This window comes from Micromonospora sp. URMC 103, from assembly GCF_051386435.1.
GTDB lineage: Bacteria > Actinomycetota > Actinomycetes > Mycobacteriales > Micromonosporaceae > Micromonospora.
Window position 1 is genome coordinate 938821 of the sequence record NZ_JBPQTR010000006.1, and the last position, 17009, is coordinate 955829.

The 17009-nt window shown below is 74.9% G+C and carries 18 protein-coding genes; 6 read left to right on the plus strand and 12 right to left on the minus strand.

What is annotated here, in order from left to right; genetic code table 11:
* Positions 1-57: 57 nt before the first annotated feature.
* The 5 genes from ACSNOA_RS30705 to ACSNOA_RS30725 all read right to left on the minus strand — a co-directional run bounded on the left by ACSNOA_RS30705 (position 58) and on the right by ACSNOA_RS30725 (position 4456).
* Positions 58-1311 (minus strand): outer membrane protein assembly factor BamB family protein, encoded by a 1254-nt coding sequence (locus tag ACSNOA_RS30705; RefSeq protein ID WP_436663251.1) that lies wholly within the window; start codon positions 1309-1311, stop codon positions 58-60.
* A gap of 72 nt (positions 1312-1383) precedes the next feature.
* Positions 1384-1866, minus strand: a complete 483-nt coding sequence (locus tag ACSNOA_RS30710) for an SRPBCC family protein (protein WP_436663252.1) — start codon at positions 1864-1866, stop codon at positions 1384-1386.
* A 117-nt stretch (positions 1867-1983) separates the two neighbouring features.
* Positions 1984-2193 (minus strand): DUF397 domain-containing protein, encoded by a 210-nt coding sequence (locus ACSNOA_RS30715; protein ID WP_436663253.1) that lies wholly within the window; start codon positions 2191-2193, stop codon positions 1984-1986.
* Positions 2194-2399: 206 nt separating this feature from the next.
* Positions 2400-3599, minus strand: a complete 1200-nt coding sequence (gene fahA / locus ACSNOA_RS30720; protein ID WP_436663254.1) for a fumarylacetoacetase — start codon at positions 3597-3599, stop codon at positions 2400-2402.
* Positions 3596-4456 carry a hypothetical protein gene (locus tag ACSNOA_RS30725; protein WP_436663255.1) on the minus strand — a complete coding sequence of 287 codons (861 nt, stop codon included), beginning with the start codon at positions 4454-4456 and terminating at the stop codon, positions 3596-3598. Before ACSNOA_RS30725 ends, fahA begins: the two co-directional genes overlap by 4 nt.
* A 94-nt stretch (positions 4457-4550) precedes the next feature.
* Between ACSNOA_RS30725 and ACSNOA_RS30730 the strand changes: the two genes are divergently transcribed.
* Complete coding sequence (locus ACSNOA_RS30730) at positions 4551-5717, plus strand: homogentisate 1,2-dioxygenase (RefSeq protein ID WP_436663256.1); 1167 nt, start codon at positions 4551-4553, stop codon at positions 5715-5717.
* Positions 5718-5771: 54 nt separating this feature from the next.
* Here ACSNOA_RS30730 and ispF read toward each other — a convergent pair whose 3' ends face one another.
* The 3 genes from ispF to ACSNOA_RS30745 are packed head-to-tail and all read right to left on the minus strand — an operon-like array spanning position 5772 to position 7508.
* The gene (ispF, locus tag ACSNOA_RS30735) at positions 5772-6254 is read right to left on the minus strand and encodes a 2-C-methyl-D-erythritol 2,4-cyclodiphosphate synthase (protein WP_436663257.1); all 483 of its coding nucleotides are present in this window, start codon (positions 6252-6254) and stop codon (positions 5772-5774) included.
* Between the two features lie 16 nt (positions 6255-6270).
* On the minus strand, positions 6271-6966 hold the full coding sequence (gene ispD / locus ACSNOA_RS30740; protein WP_436663258.1) for a 2-C-methyl-D-erythritol 4-phosphate cytidylyltransferase: 696 nt from the start codon (positions 6964-6966) through the stop codon (positions 6271-6273).
* Positions 6967-7022: 56 nt separating this feature from the next.
* On the minus strand, positions 7023-7508 hold the full coding sequence (locus tag ACSNOA_RS30745) for a CarD family transcriptional regulator (protein WP_007073334.1): 486 nt from the start codon (positions 7506-7508) through the stop codon (positions 7023-7025).
* A gap of 329 nt (positions 7509-7837) precedes the next feature.
* On the opposite strand from ACSNOA_RS30745, the gene ACSNOA_RS30750 reads away from it, so the two are divergent.
* Positions 7838-8521: a hypothetical protein gene (locus ACSNOA_RS30750; protein WP_436663259.1), complete on the plus strand. Its 684-nt coding sequence runs from the start codon at positions 7838-7840 to the stop codon at positions 8519-8521.
* Positions 8522-8563: 42 nt separating this feature from the next.
* Here the strand turns inward: ACSNOA_RS30750 and ACSNOA_RS30755 are convergent, their stop codons facing one another.
* The 4 genes from ACSNOA_RS30755 to ACSNOA_RS30770 all read right to left on the minus strand — a co-directional run bounded on the left by ACSNOA_RS30755 (position 8564) and on the right by ACSNOA_RS30770 (position 12314).
* Entirely contained in the window at positions 8564-9196 is a 633-nt protein-coding gene (locus ACSNOA_RS30755) for a hypothetical protein (RefSeq protein WP_436663260.1), read from the minus strand.
* A gap of 22 nt (positions 9197-9218) precedes the next feature.
* Complete coding sequence (locus ACSNOA_RS30760) at positions 9219-10277, minus strand: type III polyketide synthase (RefSeq protein WP_436663261.1); 1059 nt, start codon at positions 10275-10277, stop codon at positions 9219-9221.
* 66 nt (positions 10278-10343) lie between these two features.
* Complete coding sequence (locus ACSNOA_RS30765) at positions 10344-11510, minus strand: acyl-CoA dehydrogenase family protein (protein ID WP_436663262.1); 1167 nt, start codon at positions 11508-11510, stop codon at positions 10344-10346.
* 42 nt (positions 11511-11552) lie between these two features.
* On the minus strand, positions 11553-12314 hold the full coding sequence (locus ACSNOA_RS30770; protein WP_436663263.1) for a class I SAM-dependent methyltransferase: 762 nt from the start codon (positions 12312-12314) through the stop codon (positions 11553-11555).
* Here ACSNOA_RS30770 and ACSNOA_RS30775 point away from each other — a divergent pair.
* The 4 genes from ACSNOA_RS30775 (at position 12313) to disA (ending at position 16977) form a co-directional block, all read left to right on the plus strand.
* Entirely contained in the window at positions 12313-13200 is an 888-nt protein-coding gene (locus ACSNOA_RS30775; protein WP_436663264.1) for a UbiA family prenyltransferase, read from the plus strand. The genes ACSNOA_RS30770 and ACSNOA_RS30775 overlap by 2 nt on opposite strands.
* 139 nt (positions 13201-13339) lie before the next feature.
* Positions 13340-14122, plus strand: a complete 783-nt coding sequence (locus tag ACSNOA_RS30780; RefSeq protein WP_436663265.1) for a hypothetical protein — start codon at positions 13340-13342, stop codon at positions 14120-14122.
* 94 nt (positions 14123-14216) lie between these two features.
* Positions 14217-15671, plus strand: a complete 1455-nt coding sequence (gene radA, locus ACSNOA_RS30785) for a DNA repair protein RadA (protein ID WP_436663266.1) — start codon at positions 14217-14219, stop codon at positions 15669-15671.
* 130 nt (positions 15672-15801) lie between these two features.
* On the plus strand, positions 15802-16977 hold the full coding sequence (gene disA, locus ACSNOA_RS30790) for a DNA integrity scanning diadenylate cyclase DisA (RefSeq protein WP_436663267.1): 1176 nt from the start codon (positions 15802-15804) through the stop codon (positions 16975-16977).
* The last annotated feature ends 32 nt before the right edge of the window (positions 16978-17009 follow it).

A 17009-nucleotide genomic window follows, 5' to 3' on the forward strand; every position in this document is an offset into this window, starting at 1 on the left:
GAGATGTAGCGGTGTCCAGCTGACCGGGATACCGCCACATCGGCGAAACGGAGTCGATCAGGTCGCGGCCAGGACCAGCGGCTCGGAAGTGAGGTAGTAGCGCTGGTCGTCCGCGTCGGGGTCGACGGGCTTCCGCAGACGCTCCACGGCGAGGTAGCCGTCCGCCGCGTACGCCGCGCCCGGCACGTAGCCGGTGCCGTCCTGTCCGACGGTCAGGGTGAAGCGGGACCGGTCGGCACCCGTCGCCGGGTCCAGCGTCACCAGGTCGTTGGCATCGGTCAGCAGGTGCACCCGGCCGGGTTGGACGGCGATCACCCGTCCCGACCCGAGGTCGGGCCGCCGCCACACCTCGTCACCGGTCCGCGCGGATCGGCCCACGAGCACCCCGTCGACGATGCCCACGGCCTGCTCGCCGACGAGCTGGGTGTCCGGCCGGTCGAGCGCGGGCGCGGCCACCGGCGTGCCCCCGTCCAGCAGCCATCCCCGTCCCGCCGCGTCGCTCGGTGCCGCCGTACGCAGGGCGGGGCATCCGGACCGCGCGACCCGGCAGCCGACCGGCGTGACGACCAGCTCGTCGCCGGCGCCCTCCGGCCGCCACCGGGCGGTCACCGCGCCCGTCGCCGCGTCCCGGAACTCGACGGCGGCCGGGCCGGCGCACCGGTCCACGCCCACGAGCTGCCCGCTCGGCGTGGTGCCCACGTCGCTGCGGCAGCCCTTCGCGAGTGCGGCCCGCCAGAGCTCCCGCCCGCCGGCGACCTCGACGCCCCGCGCCTCCTCGTCGCCGGTCGCCACCACCACGTCCCGCCCGTCGGCCGCGCGGGTGAGGTACAGCCCGGGCGCGTCCCACACGACGGCCGCCCCGGTGCGCCGCGCCGCGGGCTCTCGTGCCGGCGTGGGCCCGTCCGCCCGCCACGCCACCCGCCCGTCGCGCGCGTCCAGCGCCACGAGCCGCCCGTCCGACCAGCGGCTGACCACGGTCGTCCCGGTCGCCACCACCCCCACCAGCTCGGCGGGCCAGCGGCGGTACGACCAAAAGGGTGTGTTCCGGTACCGGGCGTCGACGGGCCGGTCGGCGTAGACCTGGCGGTGGGCGGCGTACACCCGCAGGCGGCCGTCCACGATCAGCGGGGCGGCAGGCAGCCGCCCGATCACTCCGGCCGAGGGCTGCGCGGGGGCCGGATAGGCACGCGTCGCGACCGTGCTGACCTCGGCGGGCGCGAGCACCCGGTAGACCGTGGCCGCGATCGCCGCGACGGCGAGCAGAGCCGCGACCGCCAGCACGACCCGTCGCCGGCCGTTGCGGAACCCCATGCGCACCTCCGCCCGGCACCCTACCGAGCGCGGGCCGGCGGGACCGGGTCAGGTGGCGGGCCGGGCGAGAACCTAGGCGGCGCGGTCCGCGGTGGCACGCCCCTCGGCGACGGCGGTCAGCGCCGCGAGGTCACGCCGGAGGGCGTGCTCCACGGCCCGGGCGGCGAGCCCGCCGAGGATCAGGGCGACCACCCGCCCGTACGGCGCGGTCGGCAACGCCTCCTGGGTGACGGTGACCCGGGTGCACCCGCGGCGGCGCCGCTGCACGGTGCGCAGCGTCCAGGTGATCCGGTAGTCCACGCCGGCCCCCGGGGAGTCGAGGACGAGACGCCGGGGCGGCACCGCCTCCACCGCGCGGAACTCCTCGACCAGCACGCTGCCGTCCGGTTGCGACCGGGGCTCCCGCCAGCGGGTGCCGGGCCCGAACGGGCCGGGGGTGAGCAGCTCGACCGGGCCGGCGAGGTGTCGCCCGGCCCGGTCGGGCAGGTCGGTCAGCAGGCGCCAGACGTCGGTGGCGTGCGCCTCGATGAGACCGGAAACCGCGACCGTCGACATGCCACCTCCCGTGGCGTCGACGGTACGCCGAGTGAGCGTGGAAGGGGGGTCTCCGGGCGGAATTTCCACCGGAGACCCCGATCGGTGTGTCTGTCGGTCCTGCGGGGGCTCCGACGGTCAGCGGTCGAGGCGGCCCGCCCGGATCGCGTCGACGAACGCCGTCCACCCCGGCGGGCTCACCGCGAGTGTGGGGCCGGCCGGGTCCTTCGAGTCGCGGACCGCGACCACACCGAGAACGTCGACCAGGTTGTCCGCCACCTCCACGCAGAGTCCCTGGTCGTTGGAGCGGCTGCTGGTACGCCAGACGGCGCCCGCGAGATCGTGCATCGTGACTACCTCCCTGTCGGTGGGACGCCCCGTCCCGACCGGACGGGACCCGTGCGGGCCCGTCCGGCGCGACGGGGCGTCGGAATCCGGAGCGATCAACGCGGGAGGTCACGGGCCCGGTCGCACAGATGGTGCGACCGGGCTGACCACGATCGGACACCCGTCACGTGCCGGGCCGGTGTGTGTCCGCGGGACGCCTCGGCTGCTCAGCGGGTGGGCAGGATGGTGCCGGCGACCTCGCCGAGGGCGATGGTCGTGCCGTCCGGGCCGGGGGCGGTGGCCGTGACGGTGACCGTGTCGCCGTCCTCCAGGAACGTCCGGGTCATCCCGTCGCCGAGCTTCACGGGCTCGGCGCCGCCCCACGTCAGCTCCAGGAACGAGCCCACCTGCCCGCGCTCGGGCCCGGAGACGGTGCCGGACGCGTAGAGGTCGCCGGTACGCAGGGAGGCCCCGTTGACCGTGAGGTGGGCGAGCTGCTGGGCGGGCGTCCAGTACATGGTGCGGAACGGCGGCTCGCTCACCCGCTCGCCGTTCCACTCGACGGCGAGGCGCAGGTCGAGCCCCAGGTGCGGCACGTCGCGGAGGTAGTCGGTGACCTCGGGGTCCTGCTCGGGAGCGGGCACGAACGCGTCGGCGAGCGCCTCCAGCGGCGTCACCCACGCCGAGACGGAGGTGGCGAACGACTTGCCGAGGAACGGCCCGAGCGGCTGGTACTCCCAGGCCTGGATGTCCCGGGCCGACCAGTCGTTGACGAGCACCACGCCGAAGACGTGGTCGGCGAAGTGGTCGACCGGGACCCGGGCGCCCAGCGGGCTGGGCACTCCCACCACGAAACCGACCTCGGCCTCGATGTCGAGCCGCCCCGACGGGCCGTACGTCGGGCCGTCCGGCCCTGGCCGCTGCCCGGCCGGCCGTACCACCGGCGTGCCGGAGACCACCACGGTGCCGGCCCGCCCGTGGTAGCCGATCGGCAGGTGCCGCCAGTTCGGCAGCAGCGGCGGCTGGCCCGGCCGGAAGATCTGCCCGACGTTGCCCGCGTGGTGCTCCGAGGAGTAGAAGTCGACGTAGTCGGCCACCTCGAAGGGCAGCAGCAGCCGGACGTCGTCCAGCGGCGCCAGCAGGGGTTCGACGACCGCCCGGTGGGCGGGATCGGTGAGCAGCTCGGTCACCCGCTGCCGGACGGCCGTCCACTGCGGACGCCCGAGGGCCATGAACTCGTTGAGCGTGGGCCGGCGGAGGGCGCCGCCCGCCAGCACGAGCTCGGCCGCCTCGGCCGCGGCCAGATCGAGCACGAAGTCCCCGATGCGGACGCCGATGCGCGGCTCGCGCCCGGCCCGCGTGAACACCCCGTACGGCAGGTTGGTCACCCCGTACGGCGAGCCGTCCGCACCCGTCACCCAGGTCATGCCTCGTCGCCCCCGTTCAGCAGCCCGAGCCGGGCCAGGTCGGTCAGTGGTTCCACGATGCTGCACGAGCCGAACCCGACCCACAGCGGGCGCGGGGTCGCGAGCCGGCCCTCGACCCGTTGCAGGAGCGGGCGCGGGTCGGTGGCGGTGAGCAGATCGGCGACCGGCTGCACGCCGGCGCCCTCGGTGGCGGCGAGCGCGGCGGCCAGCACGTTGACGAAGCCGTGGTGGAGGAACGCGGTCTCCGGGTCGAAGTGCCGGACGGCGTGGTGCAGCCCGGCGGTCAGCTTGAACGGCAGGTCGCGTTCCCCGCAGGCGCAGATGACGGCGGCCAGCTCGGGCGGGGTCGGGAACAGCTCGGCGGCCAGGCCCCCGGTGCGGAACTTGGCGGCGACGGGCGCCCCGTCGGCACGGGCCTCGGCGAGGGCGTCGAGCGCGCCCATGAGGCCGAAGGTCAGCGGGATCTCGGCGTAGACGTCGACGCCCCGCCATGCCTCGGCGCGCTTCAGCAGCTCGGTGAGGCCGGGCTGCGGGTCCTCGCCGCGCTTCGCGACCGCCACCTCCACCTGCCGGACGGTGATCCGGTCCTCGGCGAGCATCGACATCGCGGCGGGCAGCCCGGCGATGCCGGTGTCGCCGATGAGCCCGACGGCGGAACCCGGGTCGACGAGGTCGCGCAGTTTTCCGTCGAGGACGGCCGAGGCGGGCACGAGGAGCGGGCCGACCAGGTCGGCGTACCAGGCGGCGCGGTGCCGCCGGTGCGCGTCGACCGCGTCGGGCAGGGATGCGCTGCCGGGCGGGAACACGGCCGCGTCGTCCACCAGACCGTCGAGGAGCGCGGGCACCTGCGTTGACACGGAACAAGAATCTACGGGACGCTACGAGAAGCGGACAACAGCGTCCGATTATCGGACGTCATTGGCCGCTGAACGGGACCTATCGGGAGGCGAGATGCCGTACTACCGCAGCGTCGGCGAGGTGCCGCGCAAGCGCCACACCCAGTTCCGCCAGCCCGACGGCAGCCTCTACGCGGAGGAGCTGATGGGCCAGGAGGGCTTCTCCTCCGACTCGTCGCTGCTCTACCACCGCCACGCCCCCACGGCGATCGTGGCGGCCGACGAGTTCACGCCGCCGGCCTTCACCCGGACGCCGAACCTGCCCCTCAAGCCCCGACACCTGCGCACCCACAAGCTCGACGGCGCGGGCGCCGACCCGGTCCTCGGCCGGCAGTACCTGCTCGCCAACGACGACGTGCGCATCGCGTACGTGCAGGCCGACCGCCCGTCCCCGCTGTTCCGGGACGCGACCGGCGACCACTGCCTCTACGTCGAGTCGGGCAGCCTGCGGGTCGAGTCGACGTTCGGGGCGCTCGACGCGGTGGCCGGCGACTACGTCGTCATCCCCACCTCGACCATCCACCGGCTCGTCCCCACGGGCCACGAGCCGGTCCGCCTGCTCGCCGTCGAGGCGGCCGGGCACATCGGCCCGCCCAAGCGCTACCTGTCCGTCCGGGGCCAGTTCCTCGAGCACGCGCCGTACTGCGAGCGCGACCTGCGGGGCCCGGACACGCCGCTGCTCGTCGACGAGGAGGAGGTGGAGGTCCTCGTCCGCCACCGACGCGGCTGGACCCGGTACGTCTACGCCAAGCACCCGTTCGACGTGGTCGGCTGGGACGGGCACCTCTACCCGTGGGCGTTCTCCATCCACGACTTCGAGCCCATCACCGGCCGGATCCACCAGCCGCCACCCGTCCACCAGACCTTCCAGGGCCCGAACTTCGTGATCTGCTCGTTCGTGCCGCGCAAGGTGGACTACCACCCGGACGCCATCCCGGTGCCGTACAACCACCACAACGTCGACTCCGACGAGATGCTCTTCTACACCGGCGGCAACTACGAGGCCCGGCGCGGCTCCGGCATCGAGCAGGGTTCAGTCTCGCTGCACCCGTCCGGCTTCACCCACGGGCCGCAGCCCGGCGCCGTCGAGCGGGCCATCGGCGTCGACTTCTTCGACGAGCTGGCCGTCATGGTCGACACCTTCCGTCCGCTCGACCTGTGCGACGCGGCCGCCACCTGCGAGGACCCGGGCTACGCCTGGACCTGGGCACGTCGCCCCTGATCGCCCCGGGGCGCCGGGCGCGCTGGGCGAGGCGTCACCGACCGGCGGCGCCTCCTAGCCGACCGGCGCCTCGTACACCAGGGCCACCGCGATCCCGGCGAGGCCCTCGCCGCGGCCGGGAAAACCGAGCCCGTCGGTGGTCGCGGCGGTGAGGCTCACCGGCGCGCCGACCGCGGCCGAGAGCACCCGCTCGGCCTCCGCCCGGCGAGGCCCGATCTTGGGCCGGTTGCCGATCACCTGCACCGAGACGTTGCCGATGGACAGGCCGGCCGCACGCACCCGGCGGGCGGTCTCGGTGAGCAGCGTGACCCCGGGGGCGCCCGCCCACTCGGGCTGGTCGACGCCGAAGTTGGCCCCCAGGTCGCCGAGGCCGGCCGCGGAGAGCAGGGCGTTGCAGGCCGCGTGCGCCACCACGTCGGCGTCCGAGTGACCGGCCAGGCCGTCCTGGTCGGGCCAGAGCAGGCCCGCGACCCAGCACGGCCGGCCGGCCTCGAAGGCGTGCACGTCGGTGCCGATGGCGACCCGAGGAACGATCATGACCAGAGGGTACGCGTCAGCCGGCGGCGGACAGCAGGTGCTCGGCCAGCGCAAGGTCGAACGGTCGGGTGATCTTGAGCGCGTACTCCGAGCCGGGCACGCAGAAGACCGGGACGCCCTGCTTCTCCACGAGCCCGGCGTCGTCGGTGAGCGGATCGCCGGCCGCGGCGTGCGCGGCCGTGAGCACCGACCGCCGGAACCCCTGCGGGGTCTGCACGGCCCGCAGTGCGGAACGGTCGACGGTGCCGAGGACGACCTCCTCGGCACCCACCTCCTTGATCGTGTCGACGACCGGGAGGACCGGGATGACCGCGTGCCGGCCCGCACGGACCGCCGCGGCCACCGCCTCGACCAGGTCGGGCGGGGTGAGCGCCCGGGCCGCGTCGTGCACGAGGACGATCTCCGGGCCGGCAGGCACGGCCGCGAGCGCGGCGGCGACCGACGCCTGGCGTTCCGCGCCGCCGGCCACCACGGTCACGGGCGCCACCGGAGCGAGCAGCTCGCGGACGGCGTCGACGTCGGCCGCGGGCGCCGCCACGACGATGGTGCGCACGCTGGGCGCGGCCGCGAGCCGGCGTACCGCGTGCACCAGCAGCGGCTCGCCCGCGAGCAGGCGCAGGGCCTTGGGTCGGCCGGGGCCGAGGCGTACCCCCGCACCCGCCGCAGGCACGAGGACCGCGACGTCACCGCGCGGGTTGAGCTGCGCGGTCACGTCGCGGTCCTCGGTGGTTTGTTCGCTACGAACTGGGTACGTCGATGCTGCGCGGACTAGGCCTCGGTCAGCACCTTGTCGAGCAGCGTCTCCGCCTCGTCCTTGGTGCTCTTCTCGGCCAGCGCGACCTCGCCGACGAGAATGTCGCGGGCCTTGGCGAGCATGCGCTTCTCGCCCGCGGAAAGACCCCGCTCCCGCTCCCGGCGCCACAGGTCACGCACGACCTCGGCCACCTTCAGCGGGTTGCCGGAGGCCAGCTTCTCCAGATTCGCCTTGTAACGCCGCGACCAGTTGGTCGGCTCCTCGGTGTGCGGAGCCCGGAGAACGTCGAAGACCTTGCCGAGGCCCTCTTCGCCGACCACCTCACGCACACCCACGATCTCGGCGTTCTCAGCCGGAACCCGGACCGTCAGGTCACCCTGCGCGACCCTCAGGACGAGGTACTGCTTAGGCTCGCCCTTGATGACCCGAGTCTCGATTGCCTCGATGAGTGCGGCCCCGTGGTGGGGGTAAACAACGGTCTCGCCGACACTGAAAACCATAGGTTCGAAACCCCTTTCGCTGTGTCTAGGGTAACACGCTCAGGCACCGCTGTCTCACCGCTGTCCTGACCGTTGGCGCAGCTCAGGGGCCCTGTGAGAGGTATTTCTTCGGCTTGACAGGCGGCCAAACCAATGGTTCAAACACGCTCCGTGACGACCGGATGACATGCCGGTACGGGTGAACGGAACGCCGAGATCAAGGGCTATGCGCTTCGCCCATGGTATCCCGACGGCCGCTGCCGCGCCCAGGTGTAGCGGGAGCAGCCCCGGGTGCGCGAGGCTGGAAGGCGAGCCGTAGTCGGCTCTACGAGACGGTTCCAGGGGGTCCGATGGGCATGCCGGACGCAGAGGGACACGGGCCGTCCGACGGGCTGCCCGACCTGCCGCCGGAGTGGGGCCGGGTCGTGGTGCCCGACGACGCCTCGGCACTGGCCCGTGAGGCCGCCGAGGTGCGCCGGGAGTTGCGCCGCGCCCGCCGCGCAGCGGGGCGCTGGCGCCCGCCCGGGCTGCCCCTGCTGATCCTGGTCGTGGCGGTGCTGACCACGCTCGCCGGCCTGGCGGCCGTCACCTGGCCGCGATCGACCCGCTCCACCGACCGTTCCACCCCGGCGCCGTACGCCTCACCGCCGACGCTGACCGGTCGGTCGCTGCCCGCGCTCGACCTGGTCGACGCCGGGCAGGATCCGGTGCCTCTCCGCGGCCTGCTGCCCGCCATGATCGTTCTGGTGGACGCGTGCGCGTGCGCCGAACGGGTGACCGAGGCCGCGGCGGCCGCACCGCCCGGGGTGACCGTCGTGACCGTCACCGGCGACCGGCGCGCGCCCACGGCCGGGCCCGGAGTCCGGACGCTCGCCGACCCCGCCGGCGGCCTCCGCTCGTTCCTGCACGTGCCGCCCCGCCCCGGCACCGCCTCGGCGCTGCTGGTCGACCGGGCCGGCGTCGTCGTACGCGTGCTGCCCGACCTCGGGCCCGTCGACGCGTACCGCGCCGACCTGACCCGCCTCGGGGCCTGACGCCGGGCTCACCGGTTGCCCGGCGACGTCACCGAGGGCCGATCAGGGCAGCTCGACGAGTTGCGCCTGGGCCACGATGGGCCCGTTGCCCACCGCGGACAGCGACACGCGCAGCGGCCCGCTGGTCGGGGCGACCCGCGCCGTGGTGACCGAGCCGTCGCAGTCGACCCGGGTGGGCGCGTCGATCTGGGCGCCGGTGACCCGCACCCGCAGCGTGCCCGGCCGGACGCAGCGGTACTGCAGCAGATAGCGACCGCCGGCGTCGGTGGCCTGCCGGACGACCGGGCTCCCGGGGACGAGCGTCTCGTCCACCCGCCAGATCGTCATCGTGAACCGGGGCAGCCCGCCGTCGGGGTCCGGCCGGTAGAACAGCTCACCCGGAGCGCCGCCCACGTCGGTGACCATGCCCGTCGCCGGGTCGATCGACACCTCGGGCCGGCCGTCGACGCGGAGCACCTCGCCCGTCTCGGCGTCCACCTGCACCCGGACCTCCGGCCCCGGCCGGTCCACCGCGCCACCCTCGCCCGAGCCCGCGCCGCCGGCCCGGGCGGCCCCCGACGCGGGCACCGGCCCGATGGCCGGCGCGTGGGCCCGCCACCACGAGCCGCCGACGGCCAACGCGAGCACCGCCGCTCCGATCAGCACCCCGCCCCGCAGGCGGTCTCCCGCGTCCATGGAACGAGCGTAGGCGGCACGCTCAGCCCTGTCGATCGAGCAGGACGGCGTAGAGGGTCAGACCGGGACCGAACGCGAGCATCATGATGCGCTCCGGTGGCGTGGCCGCGCGGCGCAGCCGGTCCAGGGCCAGCAGCACCGTCGGGGACGAGCAGTTGCCGTGCTCGTCAAGCGTCGCCCGCGACGCGGCCAGCGCCTCGGGCGGCAGGCCGAGCTCGCGCTCCACCACGTTGAGGATGCGCGGCCCGCCCGGGTGCACCGCCCAGCCGTCCACCTCACCGACGCTGGCGCCGTGCCGGGCCAACAGGTCGTCGACGAGACCCCGGACGTGTGTCGACAGCACCTGCGGCACCTTCGGCGACAGTCCCATCCGGAAGCCGGCGTCCGTCACGTCCCAGGTCATGTGGTCCGCCGTGGAGGTGTCGGTCACCGAGGTCACCTCGCGCAGCGCGTACCCGGGGCCGCCGGGCAGCACCACGGCGGCGACCGCGGCGTCCGAGAACAACGCGTGCGACACGATCTGCTGGGTGTCCACCCGGGCCGTCGACGGCTGGATGTGCAGGCTGGTCAGCTCTGCGCAGAGCAGCAGCGCGGGGCGGCCCCGGGCGGTGACGAAGTCGCTCGCCGCGCCGAGCCCGGGCAGCGCGGCGTAGCAACCCATGTGGCCCACGAACATCCGCTGGGTGCCCGGCGCCATCCCCAGGTCCCGGGCGAGCAGGATGTCCAGCCCCGGCGTGGCGTACCCGGTGCACGAGCAGACGATGAACAGCCCGACGTCACCGGCGTCCAGGCCGGCGGCGGTCAACGCCCGGCCGACCGCCTCCTTGCCGAGCGGCAGCGCCTCCACCTGGTAGCGGCGCATCCGCCGCTCGGTCGGCCAGTCGGAGACGTCCTCGAGCAGTGGATTGACCGCCGCCTGCCGCCTCGTCACGCCCGAGTTGGCGAAGATCCGTTGCGCCAGCGACCGGGTGGCGCCGGTGAAGTGCCGGGAGAAGAAGCCCTCCCACAACTCGTCCTGGCGGGCCGACGGCGGCTGCGCCGTCCCGAGGCCCGCGATCACTGGTACCGACACGATCCCCACCTCTCGTCCGACGCCGACCTCCCCAGGGCCCTCCCCCCACCGGGACGTCCCCCGGTGGCCCCACGTTCACCAACGAGGCGCCGAGCCGTCCCGGTCCGGGTCGCCGCCCAATGCCGCGATGCCGAGCCAGTCGGCGCAGACGTCGGAGGTGGCCGGATGCAGCGAGCCGCAGCGGGCGTCCCGGTAGAGCCGCTCCAGCGGATGGCCCCGCCGGGTCGCCGAGGTGCCCGCGGCCTCCAGCATGGACGCGGCCACGTCGGCGGCGGTCGTGCCGGCGAGCAGCTTCGCGCGCCACACCCACCGGTTGGTCTCGGCGTCGCCCGGCGCCTCGTCCACCCGCCGGGCCGCCTCGGCCACCACCAGCTCGGCCGCCGCGACCGCCGCGTCGGCGCGGCCCAGACGTGCCCGGACGGCCGGCAGGCCCGCGAGGTTACGGGCGTTCAGGTGCTCCGCCGCCGCCTCGACGGCGGCCCGCGCCACCCCGACGTAGACGGCCGCGTAGCTGGCCACGAGCCAGTGCGGCATGAGCTGGGCGACCACCAGCGCCAGGCCCTCCACCCCGCCGAGCAGGCGGTCCGCGGGCACCGTCACGTCCAGGTGCAGGTCGTGGGAGGCGGTCGCGCGCATGCCGAGCGAGTCCCAGGTCGGCTCGACGGTGATCCCCTCCCCGGCCGGAACCAGGAACTGGGAGACCACCGACTGGTCGGCGGCGCTGCGCGCGGCCACCAGGTAGCCGTCCGGGTGACCGGCGCCGGAGCAGAACGTCTTGCTGCCCTTCAGGTGCCAACCCCCCTCGACCGGCTCGTAGACCGTGCTGAGCTGCGAGAGCCGGGCGCCCGCGCCACGCTCGCTCATCGCCACCGCGTACCAGGAGCCCTGCGCGGCCGCCGCGAGGAGCCGGTCCCGGGCCGCCAGCGCGTCGTCCGGGACGCCGAGCGCCTCGGCCAGCTCCTCGGTGACCGCGCCGAGGGCGCCCGTCACGGAGGCGTGCATGTTGAACACCAGCGCGGTCGCGCCGTTGCCGCGGGCCAGCTCGGTCGCGACCGCGGCGTACTCGGCGAACGTCGCCCCGAATCCGCCGAGCGCGCGCGGGACCATCAGGCCGAAGAGGCCGGCCTCCCGCAGGTCCTCGAAGTCAGCGGCCGGGAAGGAACCGTCCCGGTCGTGCTCGGCCGCCCGGGCGGCGAGTCGCGGCGCCAACCTGCGGGCCGCCTCCAGCGCGTGCACCGTCATATCCGCCCCCTTCTCGGCGTCCCTTACCCCCGCCGGGCCCGACTATCCTTTCCGGACCCCCCAGCCCTGGTACAGCACCGCGGTCGAGCGGGTCGGGACGATCCGCGGCACCCGCCCGCCCCCCGCCGTGCCCTCGACGCCGCGAGCCCGGCGCAGCAGCCAGCCGAGCAGGCCGCGCAGCTCCGGCCGGGCGCCGCGCACCCGCAGCTCGACACCGTGCCGCGCGCACTCGGCGACCAGCTCCCGGGCGTCCACGAACAACCGCGGGTCGTGGATGCCGCGCGGGACGGTGGGCAGCCGCTCACCGATGTGGACCGCGACGATCCGGCTCAGCGCGGTGTCGTTCAGGGTGTCCACCACGAGCAGGCCGCCCGGCCGGAGCAGCCGGCACGCCTCGGCCACGGCGCCCCGCCAGTCCGGAACGTGCTCGAGCACCTCGCCGGCGGATACCACGTCCGCGCAGCCGTCGGCCAGCGGGACGGCCGTGACGTCCCCGTTGACCACCCTGACGCCGTGCGCGGCGGCCTGGGCCAGCGCCGACCGGGTCAGGTCGACACCCACGTGCCGGTAGCCCTTGCCGGCGAGGTGCGGCGCGAGCAGCCCGGCGCCACAGCCGAGGTCCACCAGCAGCGCGTCGGAGCGGCCGGCGGGCGGCACCAGGGCGGCCCGCGCCTCGGCGATCCAGTGCAGCATCGCGAACGCGCCGTCCGGTCGCCACCACTCGCCGGCCAGGTCGTCGTACTGACGCGGGTCGTTGGGCGGCAGCACCCGCTGTCGGGTTGACGGCGCCGCCACGTCTCGCATGGCACCGAGCGTGGCATGTCTCCCCGACAACGACCAGACTTCCCTTATGTCGACAACGGTGTTAGGGCTGGTCAGGGCGAGCCACCCGGAACCGGCCGCCGCGGTGACCGTGGTGGCCGGTCTGCTGGCCGCCGGCGTGGGCCACCCGCCGGCCGGGGTGGCCGCCGTCGTCCTCGCCGTGCTGGCCAGTCAACTGGCCGTGGGCTGGGCCAACGACGCGCTCGACGCCGACCGGGACGCCGCGGTGGGGCGTACCGACAAACCCATCCCCGCGGGCGCGGTCGGCCGCCGCACGGTGGCCGTGGGTGCGGTGCTGGCCGCGCTCGCCACCCCCGCGTTCGCCCTGCTCACCAACCCCACGGCGGCCCTCTGGGTCACCGTCGGGCTGATCTCCGCGCTGCTCTACGACTGGCCGCTGAAGTCCAGCCCGGTGTCGGTGCTGCCGTACGCGGTCTCCTTCGGCTCCCTGCCGGGCTTCGTGGTGCTCGCGCTGCCCGCGGCGCCGCCACCGCCGGCCTGGCTCCTCGCCGCCGGGGCCTGTCTCGGCGCCGGCGCGCACTTCGCCAACGTCCTGCCCGACCTGGCCGACGACGCCCGCACCGGGGTCCGCGGGCTGCCGCACCGGCTCGGGGCGGGCGGCAGCCGGGCCGCCGCCGCCGTGCTGCTGCTCGCGGCGACCGCCACGCTGGTCTTCGGCCCGCCCGGGCCGCCGTCGGCGGTGGGGCTCGCCGCGGTGCTGGCCGCCGTCGTGGTGCCGCCGCTCAGTTGGTACGGCGGTCGCGCCGCGATCCGCGCCGGGAGGCGCCCCGTGGCCGCCTTCCGGGCCGTGATGCTGGTGGCGATCATCGACGTGGTGCTGCTGGTCACCAGCGGGCGGGTGGTCTGACGGTCACCCCCGCAGGTGGAGTCCCCGGGTCGGCGTGCGGCCCTCGATCAGCCCCAACTACCCTGGAGCGCGGTCTGCGCGGGCATGGCCAGCGTGCCCGGCGTGCGCACCGGGTGTGATCGTGACGAGGAGGACCGACGTGACGCGCTCGATCAGGGGTTCCCGGCGGGCGGCCCTGCTGCTGTCCGGGGCGGCGGCGGTGACGAGCCTGCTGCTGTCCGGCTGCGGCGCCGGTCAGATCGCGGAGACCGCCAACAAGGAGCCGTCGGTCCAGGGCGTCAACCTCCAGACGGAGAACGGCCAGCTCGCCGTACGCGGCCTGCTCGTCGACTTCCCCGGCGTCGAGGGCTACAAGGCCGGCGAGAACGCCCTGCTCAACGCCGTCATCTACAACGACTCGCGCAACCCGGTCACGGTCACCGTCACCACGCAGGACGCCCGTGAGGTGCTGCTCAGCGACACCAACCCCTCGGCCAGCCCGTCGCCGTCCGAGTCGGCGGCGGCGACCCTGTCGCACTCGGCCACGCCGAGCGGCTCGGCCTCCGCCAGCCCGTCCGGGTCGGCCAGCCCGTCGGGGTCGGTCAGCCCCTCGGGATCGGCCAGCCCCTCCGGATCGGCCAGCCCCTCGGCGTCGACGAGCCCGTCGGCCCCGGCCGGCCAGCCCGCTCGGATCGAGATCGCCCCGCTGAGCTACGCCCAGCTCAACCAGCAGGCCGGCCGCCAGCTCCAGCTGGTCGGCCTCAACGAGGCGCTGCGCTCCGGCCAGAACGTCTTCGTGACCTTCGACTTCGGCAACGGCAACGTCCTCACCGGCCCGGCGCCGATCGCCGTCCCGTTCACGCCGCCGGCGCCGCCGTCGCCGATCGTGGAGCGCGAGGGCGGCCACGGCGACGAGCAGGGCGGCTCCGGCCACGGCGACTGACCGAGCCATCAGCTTTCTCGGAGACCGCCGGCGTGGCGACGACCACGCCGGCGGTCTTCTCGTCGTACGGCCGGGCTAGCGTCCAGGTGTGACGATGTCCCGATCCACCTCTCCCCGCGGCGGCGCGGCGACCGGCGCCCGCGGCCGTGCCGCCGGCCGCGACCCCCGCCCCGCCTACGAGTGCGACGCGTGCGGCCACCAGCCACCCAAGTGGGTGGGGCGCTGCCCGGAGTGCGGCGAGTGGGGTTCCGTGGTCGAGTGCACGCTCACCGGCCCGACGGTCTCCGGCCGGGTGGTGAGCTCCCGGATGCCCGCGGAGCCGGCCCGGCCCATCGCCACCATCAGCGCCGCGCCCGCCCGGGCCCGTCCGACCGGGGTGAGCGAGCTGGACCGGGTGCTCGGTGGCGGTCTGGTGCCCGGCGCGGTGGTGCTGCTGGCCGGTGAGCCCGGCGTCGGCAAGTCCACCCTGCTGCTCGACGTGGCGCAGCAGTGGGCGGCCGGCGCGGGCAGCCCGTCGCTGGTGGTCAGCGGCGAGGAGTCGGTCAGCCAGGTGCGGCTGCGCGCCGAGCGGATGGGCACCCTGCACGACCAGCTCTACCTGGCCGCCGAGAGCGACCTGGCCGCGGTGCTCGGGCACCTCGACGCCGTGAAGCCGGGGCTGCTGGTGCTCGACTCGGTGCAGACCATCTCCACCACCGGCACCGAGGGCGTGCCCGGCGGCGTGACCCAGGTCCGCGCCGTCACCGCCGCACTGGTCGCCGTGGCCAAGGAACGCGGCATCGCCACCGTGCTGGTCGGCCACGTCACCAAGGACGGCCAGGTCGCCGGGCCCCGGGTGCTGGAGCACCTGGTCGACGTGGTGCTGCACTTCGAGGGCGACAAGCACTCCTCGCTGCGGATGGTGCGCGGGGTGAAGAACCGGTTCGGCGCGGCCGACGAGGTCGGCTGCTTCGAGATGCACGAGGGCGGCATCACCAGCCTCGCCGACCCGTCCGGCCTCTTCCTGACCCGCTACTCCGAGCCGGTGCCCGGCACCTGCGTCACCGTGGCCATGGAGGGCCGCCGGGCGCTCGTCACCGAGGTCCAGGCGCTCATCGGCGCCACGGTGGCCGGTTCGCCCCGGCGCACGGTCTCCGGGCTCGACTCGGCCCGCCTCGCGATGGTGCTCGCGGTCCTGCAGCGGCGTACGGAGCGGCTCACCCTGCACGACCGGGAGGTCTTCGCGGCCACCGTGGGCGGCATCCGCGTGGTGGAGCCCGCCGCCGACCTCGCGGTGGCGCTCGCCGTGGCGTCCGGCGGGCTCAACCTGGCCATCGCCCCGCACCTCGTGGCGATCGGCGAGGTCGGGCTCACCGGCGAGGTCCGGCGGGTGGGGGCCGTGCCGCGCCGGCTGGCGGAGGCCGCGCGCCTCGGCTTCCGGATCGCCCTGGTCCCGCCCGGGTGCGGCCCCGAGTCGACCGGGGTCGTGGCGCCCGAGCACATGCGGGTGACGGAGGTCACCGACGTCCGGACGGCGCTACAGTGTGCCGCACGTGCGTCGGCGGAGTGACCGACCGTGGCCGCGGGCCGGACCGCGAGGGCGATACCGGACAGCCCGTCACGGGCCGGACGGGAGGCATCGTGACACATCACAGTAACCACGACAGCACCCACCGCACGGCAGTCCGTAGACTGTGCCCGTGCCGATCGACCGCGATACCACCAAGCCTGCCGGCGCGACGCCCCACGCCCGCACCGGCGCCGTGGGCTCGCCCGCCCGTCCGATCAGCGTGAACGTGACCGGGAGCGCGGCCGGCGACCCGCTGCGCGCCAATCTGGCCCTCATGGCGCCCGGCACCGCCCTGCGCGACGGCCTCGAGCGCATCCTGCGGGGGCGCACCGGCGCCCTGATCGTCCTCGGTTACGACAAGGTGGTCGAGGGGCTCTGCACGGGAGGCTTCCCGCTGGACGTGGAGTTCTCCGCCACCCGGGTGCGCGAGCTGTGCAAGATGGACGGCGCGGTGGTGCTGTCCAGCGACGGCACCCGCATCGTCCGGGCCGCCGTGCACCTGATGCCCGACCCGTCCATCCCCACCGAGGAGTCGGGCACCCGGCACCGCACCGCCGAGCGGGTGGCCCGGCAGACGGGCTACCCGGTCATCTCGGTCAGCCAGTCGATGCGGATCATCAGCCTCTACGTCAACGGTCAGCGGCACGTCCTGGACGACTCGGCCGCGATCCTGTCCCGAGCCAACCAGGCCCTGGCCACGCTCGAGCGCTACAAGCTGCGACTCGACGAGGTCTCCGGCACGCTCTCCGCGCTCGAGATCGAGGACCTGGTGACCGTACGGGACGCGGTGGCGGTGGTGCAGCGGCTGGAGATGGTCCGCCGGATCGCCGACGAGATCGCCGGCTACGTGGTCGAGCTGGGCACCGACGGCCGTCTGCTGGCCCTCCAGCTCGACGAGCTGATGGCGGGCGTCGACGCCGACCGCACCCTCGTCATCCGCGACTACCTGCCGGCCGGGCGCAAGTCGCGCACGCTCGACGAGGCGCTGGTCGAGCTGGACCTGCTCGGCGCCACCGAGCTGATCGACCTGGTCTCGGTCGCCAAGGCGATCGGCTACCCGGCCGCCTCCGACGCCCTGGACGCGGCGGTCAGCCCCCGCGGCTTCCGCCTGCTGGCCAAGGTGCCGCGCCTCCCGGCGGCCGTGGTGGACCGACTCGTGCTGCACTTCGGCAGCCTCCAGCGGCTGCTCGGCGCGACCGTGGAGGATCTCCAGGCGGTCGAGGGCGTCGGTGACGCCCGGGCGCGGGGAGTCCGCGAGGGCCTCTCCCGGCTCGCCGAGGCGTCGATCCTCGAACGGTACGTCTGAGCCGTCGGCCTCGTTGCGCCGGGCTCGTGGTG